Below are 17060 nucleotides of genomic sequence, written 5' to 3' on the forward strand. Positions count from 1 at the left end.
CCGTTCGCCCGCGTCAGTCGACCTGTCGGACCGCCCCCCGGTCGGCCGAGGTGGCGAGTTTGGCATAGGCGCGCAGCGCGGTCGTGACCGTCCGCTGACGATCCTTCGGCTGCCACGGCCGCTCGGATGCCTCCATCTTGGCGCGCCGCTCGGCGAGCACCTCGTCATCGACGAGGACCTCGAGGCGTCGGGTCTTCACGTCGATCAGGATCGGATCGCCGTCCTCGACCAGCCCGATGGCACCGCCGGAGGCCGCCTCCGGCGACATGTGGCCGACCGACAGGCCCGACGATCCGCCCGAGAAGCGACCGTCGGTGATGAGGGCGCACTTCTTGCCCATGCCGGTGCCCTTCATGAAGGCGGTCGGGTGCAGCATCTCCTGCATGCCGGGTCCGCCGGCGGGTCCCTCATAGCGGACGACGAGGACCTCGCCGGCCTGGATCGTCTTGGAGAGGATCACCTGGACCGCGTCCTCCTGGCTCTCGACGACACGTGCCGGACCCTCGAAGTGCCACAGGTCCTCGTCGATGCCCGCGGTCTTGAGCACTGCGCCGTCGGGTGCCAGATTGCCACGCAGGACGCACAATCCGCCCTCCACCGTGTAGGCGTGCTCGAGGTCGCGGATGCACCCGCCGGCGGCGTCGGTGTCCAGCGAACTCCAGCGATTCGCCGTCGAGAACGGGGAGGTGGTGCGGACTCCCCCGGGCGCCGCGTGGAACAGTTCGAGCGCCGCGTCCGTGGCGGTGCCGCTGCGGATGTCCCACTCGTCGAGGAACTCGCCGATCGTCGGGCTGTGCACGGTCGGCGCGGTGTCGTCGATGAGTCCGGCCCGGCGCAATTCGCCCAGGATGGCCGGGATTCCACCCGCACGGTGCACGTCCTCCATGTGGTAATCGGAGTTGGGCGCCACCTTCGACAGGCACGGGACGTTGCGGCTGATCTGGTCGATGACCGAGAGGTCGAAGTCGTCGACCTCACCCTCCTGCGCGGCGGCGAGGATGTGCAGCACCGTGTTCGTCGATCCGCCCATGGCGACGTCGAGGGCCATCGCGTTGCGGAATGCGGTAGGGGTGGCGATGTTCCGCGGCAGCACCGAGGCGTCGTCGTCGCGATACCAGCGGTGGGCCGCCTCCACGACGACCGTGCCTGCGCGCTCGAACAGCCCGCGCCGCGCCTCGTGGGTGGCGAGGGTGGAACCGTTGCCGGGCAGGGCCAGGCCGAGGGCCTCGGTGAGGCAGTTCATCGAGTTGGCGGTGAACATCCCGGAGCACGATCCGCACGTCGGGCAGGCCGAGCGCTCCACCTCGGACAGTCCGTCCTCGTCCACGTCGCGGTTGGCGGACGCGGAGATCGCGGTGATCAGGTCCGACGACGGATGGGCCACACCGTCGACGACGACCGCCTTGCCGGCTTCCATCGGGCCACCGGAGACGAACACCGTCGGGACGTCGAGTCGCATCGCGGCGTTGAGCATGCCCGGGGTGATCTTGTCGCAGTTGGAGATACAGACCAGCGCATCCGCGGTGTGCGCGTTGACCATGTATTCGACGGAGTCGGCGATGATCTCGCGGCTGGGCAGCGAGTACAGCATGCCGCCGTGACCCATCGCGATCCCGTCGTCGACGGCGATCGTGTGGAACTCGCGGGGCACACCGCCGGCCGCGCGGACCGCGTCCGCAACGATCTCGCCGACGTCCTTGAGATGCACGTGCCCGGGCACGAACTGCGTATAGGAGTTGGCGATCGCCACGATCGGCTTGCCGAAGTCGTCGTCGGTCATACCGGTCGCCCGCCAGAGCGAGCGCGCTCCGGCGGCTTCGCGTCCGACAGTGGTGGTTCGGGACCTCAGGGCTGGCATCGCGATGTACCTCGATCAGATCAACGGCTCCGCGGGCGGCGGAGCGTGCGGTGGGCTGTGATGTCGGCGTCGCACGATGCGCGGATTGTGCACGCGTCGCGGGTCGTCGGAGGGTCGCCGACGACACCGGTCGGGCGCGTCGGCACCGCGCGATCGAGGCTACTCCGCCGACCAGCGTGAACAAACTCAGATACCCAGCACCGCCTTCGCGATCGAGAAGTAGATGATGAGGCCGGCCGCGTCGCAGAACGTCGAGATGAACGGGGTGGAGAACACCGCCGGGTCGACGCCGATCGACTTCGCGATCGGCGGCATGATGCCGCCGACGGTGGCTGCCATGGTGCAGACGGCGAGGATCGTCGTACCGATCACGGTCCCGATGTCGGTGTCGTACATCGCCGATGCCACGGCGAATCCGGCGAGCCCGAGGATGACGCCGAGCGTGATGCCGACGCGCATCTCCTTGGCCGCCACCCGGAACACGTCCCGCGGTGCCACGTCGTCGACGGCGAGCGCGCGGGTGACGGTCGTGGCGGCCTGCGATCCGGTGTTTTCGCCGATGCCCGTCAGCAACGGGATGAACAGGGCCAGCGCACCATCTCGTCGAGGGTGCTCTCGAAGATCTCGAGCACGTTCACCGTCAGGATCGCGGACACCGCGAGGACGAACAGCCACACGATGCGGGCGGGTGATCGCGAGGATCGACGCCACGAGGTAGGGCTGTTCGAGTGGTTCGCGTGGCCCCGCGCGGGCCTCGTCGGTGTCACGGGCCTGCTCGATCACCTCGACGGCGTCGTCGATGGTGAGGACGCCGACCAGGCGGTGTTCGCGGTCGGTGACCGGCATCGCCAGGATGCCGCGATCCACGCAACGCTGTGCCGTGGTCTCCGCCTCGTCGTCGGCATGGGCGAAGATCGGTCTCGTGGTGATGGTCTCGACAGAGGCTGCGGGGTCGGCGAGCAGCAGATCGCGGAGACTGACCACGCCGACCAGGACGCGGGCCCGGTCGATGACCGGCACGGTGTAGATCGTCTCGGCGTCGTGACCGCGGGTCTTCACCCGGTCGAGTGTCTCGGTGACGGTCTCGTCCGGGTAGGCGTGGACGAGCTCGGGACTCATCCGCCGACCCACCGAGCGTCGTGGGTAGCCGAGGACGACTCCGGCCATCTCGCGCTCGGCCGGCGACAACTGCTGCACCAGACTCCGCGCGACCGCCGCGGGGGAGCTCGTCGAGCAGTTCGGCGCGATCGTCGGGATCGAGATTGTCGAACGCCTCGGCCACCTCTACGGTGCCGAGGTCGGCGATCAATTCGCGCTGCGAGTGGGCGGAGAGGTCGTCGAAGACCTCGACGGCGACCTCCTTGGCGAGGAGACGGAACACGATGCCCCGGCGTTCGCGTGACAGGTGATCGAGGATGTCGGCGATGTCGCCGTGCGGTTGTCCGATAAGAGCCGACGCCACCGCGGCGAACGAGCCTGCGGCGATGTCGTCACCGATGTCGTGGACGGAGGGGGACGCGGTCACGGACGAACGCCAGCGGCGGAGGACGACGACGGTCCCGTCGTCCTCGGCGGGCAGGGCGCTCCCGCCGAGATGTTCATCAGCTGTTCGTGTCCTCGTCGGATTCCTGGCTGCGCGCGTGGGACTCGTAGGGGTCCGGGATGCGGCCCTGACTCGCCGCGGACAACCGCGGTAGGTCGGCAAACGTGATGGCGGGCAACCGGACACGCACTCCGTTGACAAGGACGGCGCGAACGGATCCCCACCGCGGGAACTGCACTCCCTCCACCTCGTTCCACGCGATCTCGCGTGTGGAGAAGGTGTGCACGGCGCGCAGGCCGTCTTCGGTGACCACGGTCCGGATGCGGACGATCCACCAACCGAGCACTACCGGGAGGATCAGCGTCCATCCCAGCCAGACCAACGACGCGCCGGCGAGGATCACGGTGACGACGAACATCATCGGCACGGCGAACCAGGCGAGACGCTGGATACGGAAGGTCTGCGGCAGTTCGACCGCGGGCGCGGCGTCGGGGGAGGCGGGGGATGACGTGGACACGCCCACCATTCTCGCATCTCGCGGATCTTGCAGATCCACCAGGGAATTCTCACGATGTGGGACGGAGGTGGACGTGGTTTGACTCATCACCTGCGCCGGTCCTACCGTGATGGCGTGATGAAGCACGAGAATCTCGTAGTAATCGGCCGGCGCGTCGTCGCCTGACCGGTCACTTCGTAGACCTCCAGCATCGACGCGCCACCCTCGAACAGCCAAGCTGTCGGGGGTTTTTTCTTGTCAACTGAACGAACACCAAGCATGAAGGACCGTGCAGTGAGCGCACCAACAGCACGTACCGAGAACGCGCGGGACACTGCGCGTGACGCGGCGCCACGTCAGCAGTCACCAGCGGGTGGGAACCTGCGGGCCGTAGGCCGGCACACCGTTGCACCCGAGCGCGTCAGCGGCGCACAATCCGTCGTCCGATCGCTCGAGGAACTCGGCGTCGAGGTGGTTTTCGGTATTCCCGGCGGCGCGGTGCTCCCGGTCTATGACCCGCTCCTTGATTCGCAGAAGGTCCGTCACGTCCTGGTCCGTCACGAGCAGGGCGCGGGTCACGCAGCCACCGGGTACGCACAGGTTGCCGGCCGCGCGGGCGTCATGATGGCGACATCGGGCCCGGGGGCCACCAACCTGGTCACGCCTCTCGCGGACGCCCAGATGGATTCGGTTCCCGTCGTTGCGATCACCGGCCAGGTCGGCCGCGCCCTGATCGGCACCGATGCATTTCAGGAGGCCGACATCTCGGGCATCACCATGCCGGTCACGAAGCACAACTTCCTGGTCAGCAATGCCCTCGACATCCCGCGCGTGATCGCGGAGGCGTTTCACATCGCCGAGAGCGGACGACCCGGTGCGGTCCTCGTCGACATCCCGAAGGACATCCTGCAGGCACAGACCACCTTCTCGTGGCCCCCGCAGATCGACCTGCCCGGATACCGGCCGGTCACCAAACCGCACGGTAAGCAGGTGCGCGAGGCGGCCCGGCTCGTCGAGGCCGCCAAGGCGCCGGTGCTCTACGTCGGTGGCGGGGTCATCAAGGCCAACGCCTCCGAGGAGCTGCTGGAACTGGCCGAGCTGACCGGGATTCCGGTCGTCACCACGTTGATGGCGCGCGGTGCGTTCCCCGACAGCCACCAGCAGCATCTCGGCATGCCCGGCATGCACGGCACCGTCGCGGCAGTCGCGGCGCTACAGCGCAGCGACCTGCTGATCACCCTCGGCGCTCGTTTCGATGACCGTGTGACCGGACAGTTGTCGTCGTTCGCCCCGGATGCCAAGGTGATCCACGCCGACATCGATCCCGCCGAGATCGGGAAGAACCGGCACGCCGACGTCCCGATCGTGGGCGACTGCAAGGCGGTCATCGGTGACCTCATCGAGACGATTCGCAACGAGCGTGCGACGACGTCGGAGGCGCCCGACCTGGGCACCTGGTGGCGCTATCTGGACAACATCCGGCGCACGTACCCACTGAGCTACGACCGTCAGGCCGACGGTTCCATGTCTCCCGAGTTCGTGATCTCGGCGATCGGCAAGGCCGCCGGTCCCGACGCGGTCTACTGCGCCGGCGTGGGCCAGCACCAGATGTGGGCTGCGCAGTTCATCTCCTACGAGAAGCCGCGGACCTGGCTCAACTCGGGCGGTCTGGGCACGATGGGCTACGCCGTCCCGGCAGCCATGGGGGCCAAGGCCGCCGCCCCCGAGACCGAGGTGTGGGCGATCGACGGCGACGGCTGCTTCCAGATGACCAACCAGGAACTCGCCACCTGCGCGATCGAGGGCATCCCGATCAAGGTCGCGCTGATCAACAACGGCAACCTGGGCATGGTGCGTCAGTGGCAGACACTGTTCTACGAACAGCGCTACTCCAACACCGACCTGGCGACCCACTCACGCCGGATCCCCGACTTCGTCAAGCTGGCAGAAGCCCTGGGCTGTGCGGCATTCCGGGTCGAGCAGGAGTCCGACGTCGACGAGGTCATCGCCAAGGCCCGCGAGATCAACGACCGTCCCGTCGTCATCGACTTCATCGTCGGCGCCGACGCGCAGGTGTGGCCGATGGTCGCCGCCGGCACCGGCAACGACGAGATCATGGCCGCCCGTGACATCAGGCCGCTGTTCGACGAGGACGAGTCGGCGTCGGACCCGGTCGAGATCCACGACACGATGGCCCGCGCGGAGTCGGCCACGACGACATCAACAAAGGACGAGAAGTGAGCACGACCCATACCCTCAGCGTTCTGGTCGAGGACCGTCCGGGCGTGCTCGCCCGCGTCTCGGGCCTGTTCTCCCGTCGCGGCTTCAACATCCAGTCGCTCGCGGTGGGACCGACGGAGCTCAAGGGCATCTCCCGGATGACCATCATGGTGACCGTCGACGACTTCCCGCTCGAGCAGGTCACCAAGCAGCTCAACAAACTCATCAACGTGATCAAGATCGTCGAGCAGGACCCGGCCAGTTCGGTGTCCCGTGAGCTGATGATGGTCAAGGTGCGGTCCGACTCGTCGGTGCGCAGTGAGGTCATCGAGGTCGTCAACCTGTTCCGTGCCAAGGTCATCGACGTCTCGCCGGAGTCGCTGACCGTCGAGGCCACCGGCACCAGCGAGAAGCTCGAGGCGCTGTTGCGGATGCTCGATCCGTACGGCATCCGCGAGATCGCCCAGTCCGGAGCGGTGACACTGGGTCGGGGACCCAAGAGCATGTCGGCCAACCGCTGACACCCACGGCGGGAGCCGCGCAGTAGTACACATGCCCTCGGGCCACACAAGCCTTGAGGGACAACAGAAATCGAAGGGAAACCAACTGTGGCGATCGAACTGTTCTACGACGACGACGCCGATCTGTCGATCATCCAGGGCCGTAAGGTCGCGGTCATCGGCTACGGCAGCCAGGGGCATGCGCACTCGCTGTCGCTGCGTGACTCGGGGGTCGACGTCGCGGTCGGTCTGCGGGAGGGCAGCAAGTCGCGGGAGAAGGCAGCCGAGCAGGGTCTGAAGGTCCTCTCCGCCGCCGAGGCCGCCGAGTGGGCCGACGTCATCATGATCCTGGCGCCGGACACGTCGCAGGCCAAGATCTTCACCGAGGAGATCGAGCCGCACCTCAAAGACGGCAACGCCATCTTCTTCGGCCACGGCCTCAACATCCACTTCGACCTGATCAAGCCGGCCGACAACATCACCGTCGGCATGGTCGCGCCGAAGGGCCCGGGGCACCTGGTCCGCCGTCAGTTCGTCGACGGCAAGGGCGTGCCCTGCCTGATCGCGATCGACCAGGACCCGAAGGGCGAGGGCCAGGCCCTTGCGCTGAGCTACGCCAGCGCCATCGGCGGTGGCCGCGCGGGAATCATCAAGACCACCTTCAAGGAAGAGACCGAAACCGACCTGTTCGGTGAGCAGGCCGTGCTCTGCGGTGGCACCGAGGAACTGGTCAAGACCGGCTTCGAGGTCATGGTCGAGGCGGGCTACGCCCCGGAGATGGCCTACTTCGAGGTGCTGCACGAGCTCAAGCTGATCGTCGACCTGATGTATGAGGGTGGCATCGCCCGCATGAACTACTCGGTGAGCGACACCGCGGAGTTCGGTGGGTATCTGTCGGGTCCCCGCGTCATCGATGCCGACACCAAGGAGCGCATGCGCGGCATCCTGAAGGACATCCAGGACGGCACCTTCGTCAAGCGGCTCGTCGCGAACGTGGAGGGTGGCAACAAGGAACTCGAGGGTCTGCGCAAGCAGAACGCCGAGCATCCCATCGAGGTCACCGGCAAGAAGCTGCGCGACCTGATGAGCTGGGTGGATCGCCCGATCACCGAGACCGCCTGAGCGATCTGATCGTTCTGTGGCCGTTGCCCCTCCAGGGGTGACGGCCACAGTCGTCTTCCGGCCGGGACAGGCGTTGCGATCGGGCCCGGTAGGCGGAGCGGATCGCAACGGCTGGGGGTGGTCGACGCGGGTCATTTGTATGAACGGCGTCGCAGGCGCGATGCGTTCTCACAGTCGGTATGCTCTGCCGGCGCACGGCGGCGAAAGCGTGACAACAGGGGGGCTCGTGTCGGGGTCGAGGTGGAGCCGGACGTTCTCCGGACATTTTCGGGGGGTGTGGATCAGGTGTCGGTGGGGATGTCCGAATCTCGCCTACCCGAGGCGTTCACCGACCTGGCAGCTTGCATGCCGGGCTCCTCGACGGCATTCGTGGCGAGCACGTCGGTGCCTGAGTTCCAACGGGCCTTGAATGCGCTGTCGACCTTCTACTCGGAGATCGCCGGGGCGGTTACGAACGCTGCGGGCGAGTTCGAGCGTGATGACGACGAGATCGCGCAAGGGATTCGAGAGGCCGCTCAGCCGAGATGATCCCAAGTAGACCTGTGCTCGAGACATGGAATGTCGACGCACTCCTCCCGTGCGGCGAGACCATCGAATCCCGGGCGGACGACCTTCGCGCGATGGCCACCGACGCGAGTCATCAGATCTATTCGATGGGTCCCGATGGAACGTGGCGCGGGCACTCCCATGACGCTGCCGTCGGTGCAGTGGAGCAAGGCGAGGGTTCCGCGAACGCTATCAAGAACGTCGCCGTCTCCAGCGTCGTCGGGATCGAGAAGTACGGTCCGGTTCTGGCCGAATCGGCAAACGCGATCAGGGGACTCGTACGTGTCATCGAGTCCGGCGACCTCTATGTGACCGATGATTGGACCGTCCTGGTCCGCGAGAAAGTGATGTCACCGGCGATGGCCAAGCTGATGATGCTCGCCGCCATGGGCTTTCAGGATCAATTGAATCCGCACCTGATGCATCTCGGGCATGCCGACCATGATCTCGGCAACTTCATCAGATCTCAGATAAAGGTCATGGCAACGGAGATGCCGGAATTGTGGGACGACCGGGCGGCGCCACGAGATGTGACAACGGATCCCTACTCGGACGAGGAGCGCGGGGAGCACCCGACGAAGGGACGTGAGGCCCAGCAGAAGCGGCTTGCCGAGCACATGATGGGAACTGTGGTCGATAAGAGCACGATCACCGAGCACGGCAAGACGGTGACCACCCTGCGGATGCTCGACGGCAGCCGGCAGGAATACACAGATGCACATCATGGAGGCGTGGGAGACGAGTTCGCGATGTACAGCGAGAAGGGGTTTCTCATATCGACCAAGGTCATCAACCTCGACCGTTCGACCACGACGACCCTGATGCGGGCGGGAAGGTCACCCGTGGTGGTGACAGAGACCGCCGGAGGGCATGCAACTGCGGTGGTGGATGGGGTCACGGTGCAGGTTGCCGGGAGTCGAGAGGTGGCACAGGCGCTTGCCGGCGGCGGTATGGCTGCGTTGGAACCGCATGTTGCCGACGGTCTCCCGTACCTGACGGCGGGTCAGGCCGAGACGCTCAAGGTCGGCGCCAAGGTGGCCGGGCCGGCGCTGACGGTCCTGGGCACGGCACTGGCGGTCGCGACTGCCAAGTCCGGGTACGACCAGTGTGTGGCAGGTACAACCGGGGCGGTCAGTCTCGCTGGTGATCTGGGTGTCGCCGCGCTGATGTCGCCTGGCGCAGGCGCGCTGAAGGTCGCGGGATTCTCGGTCGTCGGCAGTCTCGCGTTCGGAATCCTCGGGAACGCTGTTGGTCAGGCGGTGTGCAAATGACGAAGGCGCCTGCCACCTTCCCGGTTCCTGGCGCTTGGACGTCCGGATGGTCCAGGGGAGATCGGGGCACCGCGATCGTCTACGGCGTCCTCACATCGCTCCTCTGTGTGTTCGCCGTAGCAGCCCTGCGCGGCAACCAGTTCGAGGGTCTCATCAGCGTGTCTTTGGTGGCGGTGGGATTGGTCCTCGAACTCGCGATTCTCGCTCGGTCGGTTCGTCGGCGTCGGGTCTCGTGTCACGTCGTCCGCACTGAGTCCGTAGTTCGCTTGCGGGAGCGAATGCTCATTCTGCGTCGCGACAGTCGCACGCGGGTCTACGATTTCGCATCGGCGGTAGCGTGTGGCGCGGGATTCGTGATCTTCGCCAACGCAGTATGGAGTGATCGGCTGGACATCCCGCTGCCCTCAGCCCGGATGGATCTCTATCCGCCGATTGCGCTCGTACTGGGCGTGGCCTTCATCGGACGCGCCGTCCGCGTGGCGCGTACCGATGACTGTGGTTTCGGGCTCGCGGCGGAAGGAATTCGCTTCTCCTCGCGGAGGGGGGTCGAATTCTGGGAGTCGGTCGGCGAGGTCGAGCCCTCACCAGCAAAGGGGGACCGGCGTCTTGGCGCTTGGCTGTCATTGGCACCCGGCGATCGGCAGCATCAGATTCGTGTCGACCAGACCGCGCTCGGAGCGAGCGCGACGCTGTGGCTACTCGACTTCTACTGGCGCCACCCAGAACTCCGGACAGAGTTGGGCTCCACGGCGGCAATCAGGCGATTGCGCGATGGGCTCGTTGTTGAGGATCGGTCCCGGCATGTCTGAGGTCCGCCAGGTGACTGCCATACCGGACTCGTATGTGGACGTGCTGACTCAGCTGTCAGTCGATCCGAATCTCCGCTCCGAGGTGCGAGATGCACTGAACCGTTTGGGTGACGATGCGTTGACAAACCTGGTCGTGCCGATGCCGTCGTCCTGGAGGAGCAACGACTACGCGCTTTTCGCAAGTGACAGACGAGTTCAGACGGCCGAATTGGCCCGAAGGATCAGCAAAGCGGTGACGGAGTGGTCTGAACGGAGTTCCGGCTTCTCGCTTTTCGATGAATCCGGAGTTGAGATCCGCGATGTCGAGGAGTGGACGCGTGAACAGTTCTCTCGCGAGCTCGGCGCATGGCGGCAAGCGAATCCCGACGCCTACTACGAACCGTGACGTCGACGCGGCGCTCACCCCCCGAAACACAAATCGGCCCCGAGGGTTCACCCTCGGGGCCGATCTGTGTGGTCGTCGGTCAGATGACGCGGAATCCGCCGTACTGCGGGAGCGATCCGACGCGCTTGAGGATGGGTGCCATGTTGGTACCGGTCTCCGGTCCGATGCACGCCAGGAAGTAGTAGGCGTTCACCATCCCGACGAGTCGATCGCCGACGACGACCGGGCTACCGGAGTCGCCTTCGATGACGCACATCTGGCTGAAATGTGCGTTGCCGTCCGAGAACCAACTGATGCCGCAGGTGTTGCCGGTGGTGCGACCCTGCTTGCAGGCGACCGCGGGAAAGGCGAGTGGCTTGGTGTCGATCGAGCGGATCGTCACGCCGCGGACGGTGCGCAGGGGCACGACCTTGGCCGGGTTGAACTCGATGACGGCGATGTCGAGATCGCTGGCCGAGTACGTGATGGTGCCCGCCTGACCGCGGTCCTGGAAGGTCTCGGAGTAGACCTTCTGACCCGGGTCGCCGCAGTGGCCCGCGGTGATGCCGATCAGCTTGTTCGTCTTGGACTTGCCGATGGTCGTCAGGGTGCAGGCAGCAGCGGAGTTACCGCCCTTGAGAACCAGGATCCCTGACCCGCCCCCGAGGTAGATCTTCGCCGGTGCGGCAACCGCAGAGCCAGCCCCCCAGCCGGTCAGCACCACTGCAGCCAGAACCGCCAACAGTGCTGTCAGCTTCCTCATCATCCAAACTCCGCTCGTTCGACGCACACTCGAGATCCATGACGGCCCCGAGATCGCGCGACTCGGGGCCAAGCACACCGTACCGGTCGCCGAGCGCGCCGTGCCGTACACGGAATCGTCCCGGGGTCGGTTTGCAACCTATCCGTAATGCCGCTCACAATCTACCTGCATTTCGTCACGCACCGGTCTGACTGGCACCGACCGCCTGCGAAGCGACGAATGCGCGACGACTAAGCTGTCCGCGGAAGTCGTCGCGGTCACCGGAGCCGATCGTGGCGGTCTCCGCACTCGTTCACCCGGTCCCCGATCATGGAGAATATTGTGACCTCAGCTGGCCGTCCGGTCGTTCTGATCGCCGACAAACTGGCACCATCGACCGTCGAAGCGCTGGGAGACGACGTCGAGGTGCGCTGGGTCGATGGGCCCGACCGCCCGAAGCTGCTCGAGGCGGCCGCCGACGCCGACGCGATCCTGGTCCGGTCGGCGACGACCGTCGACGGTGAGGTCCTCGAGGCCGCGCCGAAGCTGAAGATCATCGCGCGCGCCGGCGTCGGTCTCGACAATGTCGACGTTTCGGCCGCCACCCAGCGCGGGGTCATGGTCGTCAATGCCCCGACGTCGAACATCCACACCGCCGCCGAGCATGCGGTCGCGTTGCTGATGGCCGCCGCTCGCCAGATCCCCGCCGCCGACGCAACCCTGCGCGAACACACCTGGAAGCGGTCGTCGTTCAACGGTGTCGAGATCTTCGACAAGACGGTCGGCGTCGTAGGACTCGGCCGGATCGGTCAACTGGTCGCCGCGCGGCTGGCCGCGTTCGAGACGTCGATCATCGCCTACGATCCGTACGTCTCGCCGGCTCGCGCCGCCCAGCTGGGGATCGAGCTGGTCTCCCTCGACGAACTGCTCACCCGCGCCGACTTCATCACCGTGCACCTCCCGAAGACCCCGGAGACCTTGGGCCTGATCGGCAAGGATCAGCTCGCGCTCACCAAGAAGGGCGTGGTCATCGTCAACGCCGCGCGTGGTGGCCTCATCGACGAGCAGGCCTTGGCCGACGCCATCACCTCCGGTCATGTCCGCGGTGCGGGTCTCGACGTCTACGCCACCGAACCGTGCACCGACTCGCCGTTGTTCGAACTCCCGCAGGTCGTCGTCACGCCGCATCTGGGCGCGTCCACCAGCGAGGCACAGGACCGCGCGGGCACCGACGTCGCGAAGAGCGTCCGACTGGCCCTGGCCGGACATTTCGTCCCCGATGCCGTCAACATCACCGGCGGTGCGGTCGACGAGGAGGTGTCTCCGTGGCTCGAGGTCGCCCGCAAACTCGGCGTCCTGGTCGGTGCGATCAGCAAGGAGCCCCCGACGTCGCTGGTCGTCGACGTGCGCGGTGAGATCGCGGCCAACAACGTCGACGTCCTCGGACTGTCGGCGCTGCGCGGACTGTTCTCGGCGGTTCTCGACGAGCCGGTCACTTTCGTCAATGCACCGGCGGTGGCCGCTGACCGTGGTGTGACGAGCGAGGTGACGACCGCGTCGGAGAGCCCGAATCACCGCAGCGTGGTCGACGTGAAGGCCGTGTTCGCCGACGGATCGGTGCACAACGTGGCGGGCACGCTCACCGAACCGCGACTGGTCGAGAAGATCGTCAACATCAACGGCCGCAACTTCGACCTGCGTGCCGAGGGGCAGAACCTTCTCGTCAGTTACGACGATCAGCCGGGATCGCTCGGCAAGATCGGCACGTTGCTCGGCAATGCGGGGATCGACATCAAGGCTGCCGGGCTGTCGCAGGACGCCGAGGGCGGTGGCGCCACCGTCATGCTGCGTGTGAGTGCCAAGCTCGACGACGACGTCCTCGCCTCGATCGGTGAGGCCGTGGGCGCGACCCTGATCGAGCAGGTGGATCTGTCATGAAGCTCGCCGTCATCGCCGGTGACGGCATCGGTCCCGAGGTCATCGCCGAGGCACTCGGCGTCATCGAGGCCGTCGTGCCCGACGTCTCCACCACCGACTACGATCTCGGCGCGCGTCGCTATCACCGCAACGGCGAGCTGCTGACCGACGACGATCTCGCGTCGCTGCGCGAGCACGACGCGATCCTCCTCGGTGCGATCGGTGACCCGTCGGTGCCGTCGGGGGTACTCGAGCGTGGACTGCTGCTCACCATGCGGTTCGCCCTCGATCACCACGTCAACCTGCGTCCCTCGCGCAAGCTGCCGGGCGTGACCTCGCCTCTCGCCGGTGATCCGGACATCGACTTCGTCGTCGTCCGGGAAGGAACCGAGGGCCCGTACACCGGCAACGGCGGCGCCATCCGGGTGGGCACACCGCAGGAGGTCGCGACCGAGGTGAGTGTGAACACGCGCTTCGGCATCGAGCGCGTGGTGCGCAACGCCTTCGACCGTGCGCGAGCCCGGCGCAAGAAGCTGACCCTGGTCCACAAGACCAACGTGCTGACCTTCGCCGGCTCGATGTGGAGCCGAACAGTCGACGAGGTCGGCGCGGAGTATCCCGATGTCTCGACCGACTACTGCCACGTCGATGCCGCAACGATCTACCTGGTCACCGACCCGGGTCGATTCGACGTGATCGTCACCGACAACCTGTTCGGCGACATCATCACCGACATCGCCGCGGCGGTCACCGGCGGCATCGGTTTGGCCGCATCCGGCAACATCGACGCCACCGGCACCAATCCGTCGATGTTCGAGCCGGTGCACGGCAGTGCGCCCGACATCGCGGGTCAGGGCAGGGCCGATCCCACGGCCGCGATCCTCTCGGCCGCCCTGCTGCTCGATCACCTCGGCGAGACAGATGCCGCCGAGCGCGTGGAGAAGGCGGTCGTGAGCGATCTGGCCGAGCGCGGTGCGGAGAGCCTCGGTACATCGGAGATCGGTCGCCGCATCCGCGACCGCGTGTAGCAACTCGGCGTCCCCCTCGCGAGCCCCGCACGGCCATGTCCGGCGGGGCTCGCGCTATTTCTGGAAGCCGATTGTTCTAATTGGACTAGAACTATATGATCTCTGTGTGTTGATCCGCATCGACCCGATGTCGCGCGCGCCGCTGTTCGAGCAGGTGGCCGCGTCGGTGCGGGGAGCGATAGCCCGTGGCGAGGTGGCGAACGGGGAGAGGTTGCCCGCGGCACGCGAACTCTCGGCGTCGCTCGACATCAACCTGCACACGGTGCTGCGGGCCTATCAGACCCTGCGGGACGAGGGCGTCGTCGAACTACGACGAGGTCGAGGTGCCGTCGTCACCGGCGGCGCGCTCGACCGCGCCGAGCTCGTCGAGGCCATCGACCGGCTCATCGGACTCGCACGCCGACTCGACATCGCGCCTGCGGCGTTGAGTGCGGAGATCACGGAGAGGTGGACGACATGACCGAGGCATCACGACGCGTGAACGCCGGCGCGGCCGGTCCGACTGCCCGTGATCGCGGCGTCGTGCTGGCGCTGGCGATGGTGCCGGCGCTGGTGGCCGGAGTGGCGGGGGCGGCGCTTGTTGCGAGCTGGCGTGACGACCTGCCGAATCCGGTTGCCACACACTGGTCCGCCGACGGCGCCGACGGCTTCAGCGCGCCGGGATTCGTGGTGGCCGCCCCGATCGTCATCGGGGTTCTCGGTGCCCTCCTGGGCGGAGTTCTCTGTGCGCGGTCCACCGATCGGAGCATCATCCGATCGGTGGTGGGAGTCGTTGCAGGAGTGGCGTTCTCGACGATCGGGATCGTCGTGCTGACGACCTCGATGCAGCGTGGTGTCAGCGATGCAGCGGACGCGGGCACCCCGCAGTGGCAGATCGGGTGTGCCCTCGCCGTCGGTGTGGTGTGCGGAATCGGCCTGGCCGCGGCCGTACCCGGTTGGTGCACGGATGTCTCAGACGACGTCGGCGTCCGACCCGAGTTGATGCTCGGTGCAGGGGAGCGGTTCATGTGGACGCGGGCGGTGTCGATGTCGGCCGGGGCATCGGTGATCCTCGGTGTGGCCATGGTGGTGCTGACGACCCTGACGGTGGTCCTGCGATCGTGGATCGTGCTGGCTGCACTGGTGCTGGTTGTCGCCGCCTCGCTGCTGGTGTGGACAATCCGGGTGACCGTCGATCACTCGGGTGTGAGCATTCGTGGTCGACTGGGATGGCCGCGCAGGTATGCGCCGATGGCGACGATCGATCACGCGGAAGTCGTGTCCGTCCGGGCACTCCGCGACTTCGGCGGGTATGGGTACCGGATCTCCGTGCGGGGAGACCTCAAGGGCGTCAAGGGTTTCGTGTTCCGGTCGGGCTCGGCACTCCTGGTGGTCCGACGTTCCGGGGCGCGCGAGGTCGTCGTCGTCGACGATGCCCGAACGGCGGCCGGGCTGATCAATCACGTTGTGCGTCACGGGGGACCAGCGGCACCGCGATGAGCGGGGTGATCGCGGTCAGCGCGAACGCGATCGGGAACCCGGCGGCACCGATGACCGCGCCCAGGACGGGTGTGCTCGCCGCGGTCGCCAGGTGTTGTGCCGTGTTCTGGATCGCGAGCCCGCGACCGCTCCACCCGGGACCGGCGAACTCCGCGATCGCGGTGAACGCCAACCCGTTGTCGGCCACCGAGGCCACCGTGGCCAGCGCCATGACCACCGGTGCGATCGGACTGTGCAGCCAGTCGGTCAGCGCCAGCACCGCCGTCGACACGGCCGCGGCCAGCGCGACGACCCGGATGGGTCGCATCCGCGAGTCCCAGATGTCCGAGACACGTCCCGCGACGATCCGTCCGACCGCGCCGACGATCTGCGTCGCCGTCACCAGCGCACCCGCGGCAGCAGGCGCCCAGTGATGGGCGACGATGAGCCAGGTGGGCACGAACGTCCACATCATCGACTGTGGGATCACCAGCAGCACACTGACCCCGTGCACACGTGCCAGGAAACCGCCTGCACGGTAGGGATTGTCGGAATCCGTCGATCCGGTCGACGAGGAGGACGGTGCGGCAGGCGGATCGACGATGCCGACGATGCAGGCCAGCAGACCGATTGCAGTGACGGCGACCGGCACGAGCAAGGCAGTCGTCACTCCGGAGTGTGCAGCGATCAGCGGCATGGTGAGTGCGCACACCGCGATTCCCAGCGGCTGTGCCATCTGGCGCACGCCCATCGCGGTGCCGCGCTGCCGGGCGGGGAACCAGCCCACCACGATTCGGCCGCTCGCGCCGTTGGCGGCGCCGGCGCCGAGTCCGCCGACGAACAGGGCCGCTCCGAGCACCCAGAAGGGGGCGCCGAGGGCCGACACGATCGCGGCGGCGCATGTGCCGGTCAACGTGATCAGCAACGAGATGATCAGGACCCGTCGCTCACCGAACCGGTCCAGCAGAGCGCCCCACGGGATGATGAGCAGCATGAGCCCGATCGTCGGGATCGTGGCGAGGATCGACGCCTGTGACAACGAGACCCCGTGCTGGGTGTGCAGTGCCGGGATGAGGTACGCCACACCGCTCACCGCACAGGTCGTCGTCATCGCGGCGACCAGCGCGCAGCACAGCATCGTCCACCGACGACGCGGTGTCATCGCTGCATCCGGTGTCGCGTCGTC

At 66.8% G+C, this 17060-nt stretch carries 15 protein-coding genes and 1 pseudogene; 11 read left to right on the top strand and 5 right to left on the bottom strand.

Annotation, left to right across the window (positions count from 1 at the left end; all coding sequences use genetic code 11):
* Positions 1-13: 13 nt before the first annotated feature.
* From ilvD to QSJ19_RS00650, 3 genes and pseudogenes are all read right to left on the bottom strand, one after another.
* Positions 14-1858, bottom strand: coding sequence for a dihydroxy-acid dehydratase (ilvD, locus tag QSJ19_RS00640; protein ID WP_286317763.1), 1845 nt, complete (start codon positions 1856-1858; stop codon positions 14-16).
* 186 nt (positions 1859-2044) lie between these two features.
* Positions 2045-3356: pseudogene (mgtE, locus tag QSJ19_RS00645) on the bottom strand (magnesium transporter).
* A 103-nt stretch (positions 3357-3459) separates the two neighbouring features.
* Positions 3460-3927, bottom strand: a complete 468-nt coding sequence (locus QSJ19_RS00650; RefSeq protein ID WP_502876075.1) for a PH domain-containing protein — start codon at positions 3925-3927, stop codon at positions 3460-3462.
* A 264-nt stretch (positions 3928-4191) separates the two neighbouring features.
* On the opposite strand from QSJ19_RS00650, the gene QSJ19_RS00655 reads away from it, so the two are divergent.
* From QSJ19_RS00655 to QSJ19_RS00685, 7 genes are all read left to right on the top strand, one after another.
* Positions 4192-6138, top strand: a complete 1947-nt coding sequence (locus QSJ19_RS00655; RefSeq protein WP_286317765.1) for an acetolactate synthase large subunit — start codon at positions 4192-4194, stop codon at positions 6136-6138.
* On the top strand, positions 6135-6638 hold the full coding sequence (gene ilvN, locus QSJ19_RS00660; protein ID WP_187583362.1) for an acetolactate synthase small subunit: 504 nt from the start codon (positions 6135-6137) through the stop codon (positions 6636-6638). Before QSJ19_RS00655 ends, ilvN begins: the two co-directional genes overlap by 4 nt.
* Positions 6639-6725: 87 nt before the next feature.
* The gene (gene ilvC / locus QSJ19_RS00665; RefSeq protein WP_286317766.1) at positions 6726-7739 is read left to right on the top strand and encodes a ketol-acid reductoisomerase; all 1014 of its coding nucleotides are present in this window, start codon (positions 6726-6728) and stop codon (positions 7737-7739) included.
* A 297-nt stretch (positions 7740-8036) separates the two neighbouring features.
* Positions 8037-8267, top strand: a complete 231-nt coding sequence (locus QSJ19_RS00670; RefSeq protein WP_286317768.1) for a hypothetical protein — start codon at positions 8037-8039, stop codon at positions 8265-8267.
* Between the two features lie 92 nt (positions 8268-8359).
* Positions 8360-9556, top strand: coding sequence for a hypothetical protein (locus tag QSJ19_RS00675; RefSeq protein WP_286317770.1), 1197 nt, complete (start codon positions 8360-8362; stop codon positions 9554-9556).
* Positions 9557-9834: 278 nt separating this feature from the next.
* Positions 9835-10365, top strand: coding sequence for a hypothetical protein (locus tag QSJ19_RS00680; RefSeq protein WP_286317771.1), 531 nt, complete (start codon positions 9835-9837; stop codon positions 10363-10365).
* Positions 10358-10750, top strand: a complete 393-nt coding sequence (locus QSJ19_RS00685) for a hypothetical protein (RefSeq protein ID WP_286317773.1) — start codon at positions 10358-10360, stop codon at positions 10748-10750. The genes QSJ19_RS00680 and QSJ19_RS00685 overlap by 8 nt, the downstream gene beginning before the upstream one ends.
* A 79-nt stretch (positions 10751-10829) precedes the next feature.
* On the opposite strand, the gene QSJ19_RS00690 is transcribed toward QSJ19_RS00685, so the two are convergent.
* Positions 10830-11495 (bottom strand): chymotrypsin family serine protease, encoded by a 666-nt coding sequence (locus QSJ19_RS00690; protein WP_286317774.1) that lies wholly within the window; start codon positions 11493-11495, stop codon positions 10830-10832.
* 318 nt (positions 11496-11813) lie between these two features.
* On the opposite strand from QSJ19_RS00690, the gene serA reads away from it, so the two are divergent.
* The 4 genes from serA to QSJ19_RS00710 all read left to right on the top strand — a co-directional run bounded on the left by serA (position 11814) and on the right by QSJ19_RS00710 (position 15895).
* A complete protein-coding gene (gene serA, locus QSJ19_RS00695) occupies positions 11814-13409 on the top strand; it encodes a phosphoglycerate dehydrogenase (protein ID WP_286317775.1) in 1596 nt (531 codons plus the stop codon).
* Positions 13406-14416 (top strand): 3-isopropylmalate dehydrogenase, encoded by a 1011-nt coding sequence (locus QSJ19_RS00700; protein ID WP_286317776.1) that lies wholly within the window; start codon positions 13406-13408, stop codon positions 14414-14416. Before serA ends, QSJ19_RS00700 begins: the two co-directional genes overlap by 4 nt.
* A 106-nt stretch (positions 14417-14522) precedes the next feature.
* The gene (locus tag QSJ19_RS00705) at positions 14523-14876 is read left to right on the top strand and encodes a GntR family transcriptional regulator (RefSeq protein ID WP_286317777.1); all 354 of its coding nucleotides are present in this window, start codon (positions 14523-14525) and stop codon (positions 14874-14876) included.
* On the top strand, positions 14873-15895 hold the full coding sequence (locus tag QSJ19_RS00710) for a DUF1648 domain-containing protein (protein ID WP_286317778.1): 1023 nt from the start codon (positions 14873-14875) through the stop codon (positions 15893-15895). Before QSJ19_RS00705 ends, QSJ19_RS00710 begins: the two co-directional genes overlap by 4 nt.
* Here the strand turns inward: QSJ19_RS00710 and QSJ19_RS00715 are convergent.
* Complete coding sequence (locus QSJ19_RS00715) at positions 15852-17036, bottom strand: MFS transporter (RefSeq protein ID WP_286317779.1); 1185 nt, start codon at positions 17034-17036, stop codon at positions 15852-15854. The two genes, QSJ19_RS00710 and QSJ19_RS00715, sit on opposite strands and share 44 nt — an antisense overlap.
* Between the last annotated feature and the right edge of the window lie 24 nt (positions 17037-17060).

The sequence above is a fragment of the Gordonia sp. ABSL11-1 genome, assembly GCF_030315685.1.
Lineage (GTDB): Bacteria > Actinomycetota > Actinomycetes > Mycobacteriales > Mycobacteriaceae > Gordonia.

Coding starts and splice junctions, on each gene's coding strand:
- ilvD (WP_286317763.1), bottom strand. CDS start 1,858: ATGCCAGCCCTGAGGTCCCGAACCACCACTGTCGGACGCGAAGCCGCC.
- QSJ19_RS00650 (WP_502876075.1), bottom strand. CDS start 3,927: ATGGTGGGCGTGTCCACGTCATCCCCCGCCTCCCCCGACGCCGCGCCC.
- QSJ19_RS00670 (WP_286317768.1), top strand. CDS start 8,037: ATGTCCGAATCTCGCCTACCCGAGGCGTTCACCGACCTGGCAGCTTGC.
- QSJ19_RS00675 (WP_286317770.1), top strand. CDS start 8,360: ATGGCCACCGACGCGAGTCATCAGATCTATTCGATGGGTCCCGATGGA.
- QSJ19_RS00680 (WP_286317771.1), top strand. CDS start 9,835: ATGCTCATTCTGCGTCGCGACAGTCGCACGCGGGTCTACGATTTCGCA.
- QSJ19_RS00685 (WP_286317773.1), top strand. CDS start 10,358: ATGTCTGAGGTCCGCCAGGTGACTGCCATACCGGACTCGTATGTGGAC.
- QSJ19_RS00690 (WP_286317774.1), bottom strand. CDS start 11,495: ATGATGAGGAAGCTGACAGCACTGTTGGCGGTTCTGGCTGCAGTGGTG.
- QSJ19_RS00700 (WP_286317776.1), top strand. CDS start 13,406: ATGAAGCTCGCCGTCATCGCCGGTGACGGCATCGGTCCCGAGGTCATC.
- QSJ19_RS00710 (WP_286317778.1), top strand. CDS start 14,873: ATGACCGAGGCATCACGACGCGTGAACGCCGGCGCGGCCGGTCCGACT.
- QSJ19_RS00715 (WP_286317779.1), bottom strand. CDS start 17,036: ATGACACCGCGTCGTCGGTGGACGATGCTGTGCTGCGCGCTGGTCGCC.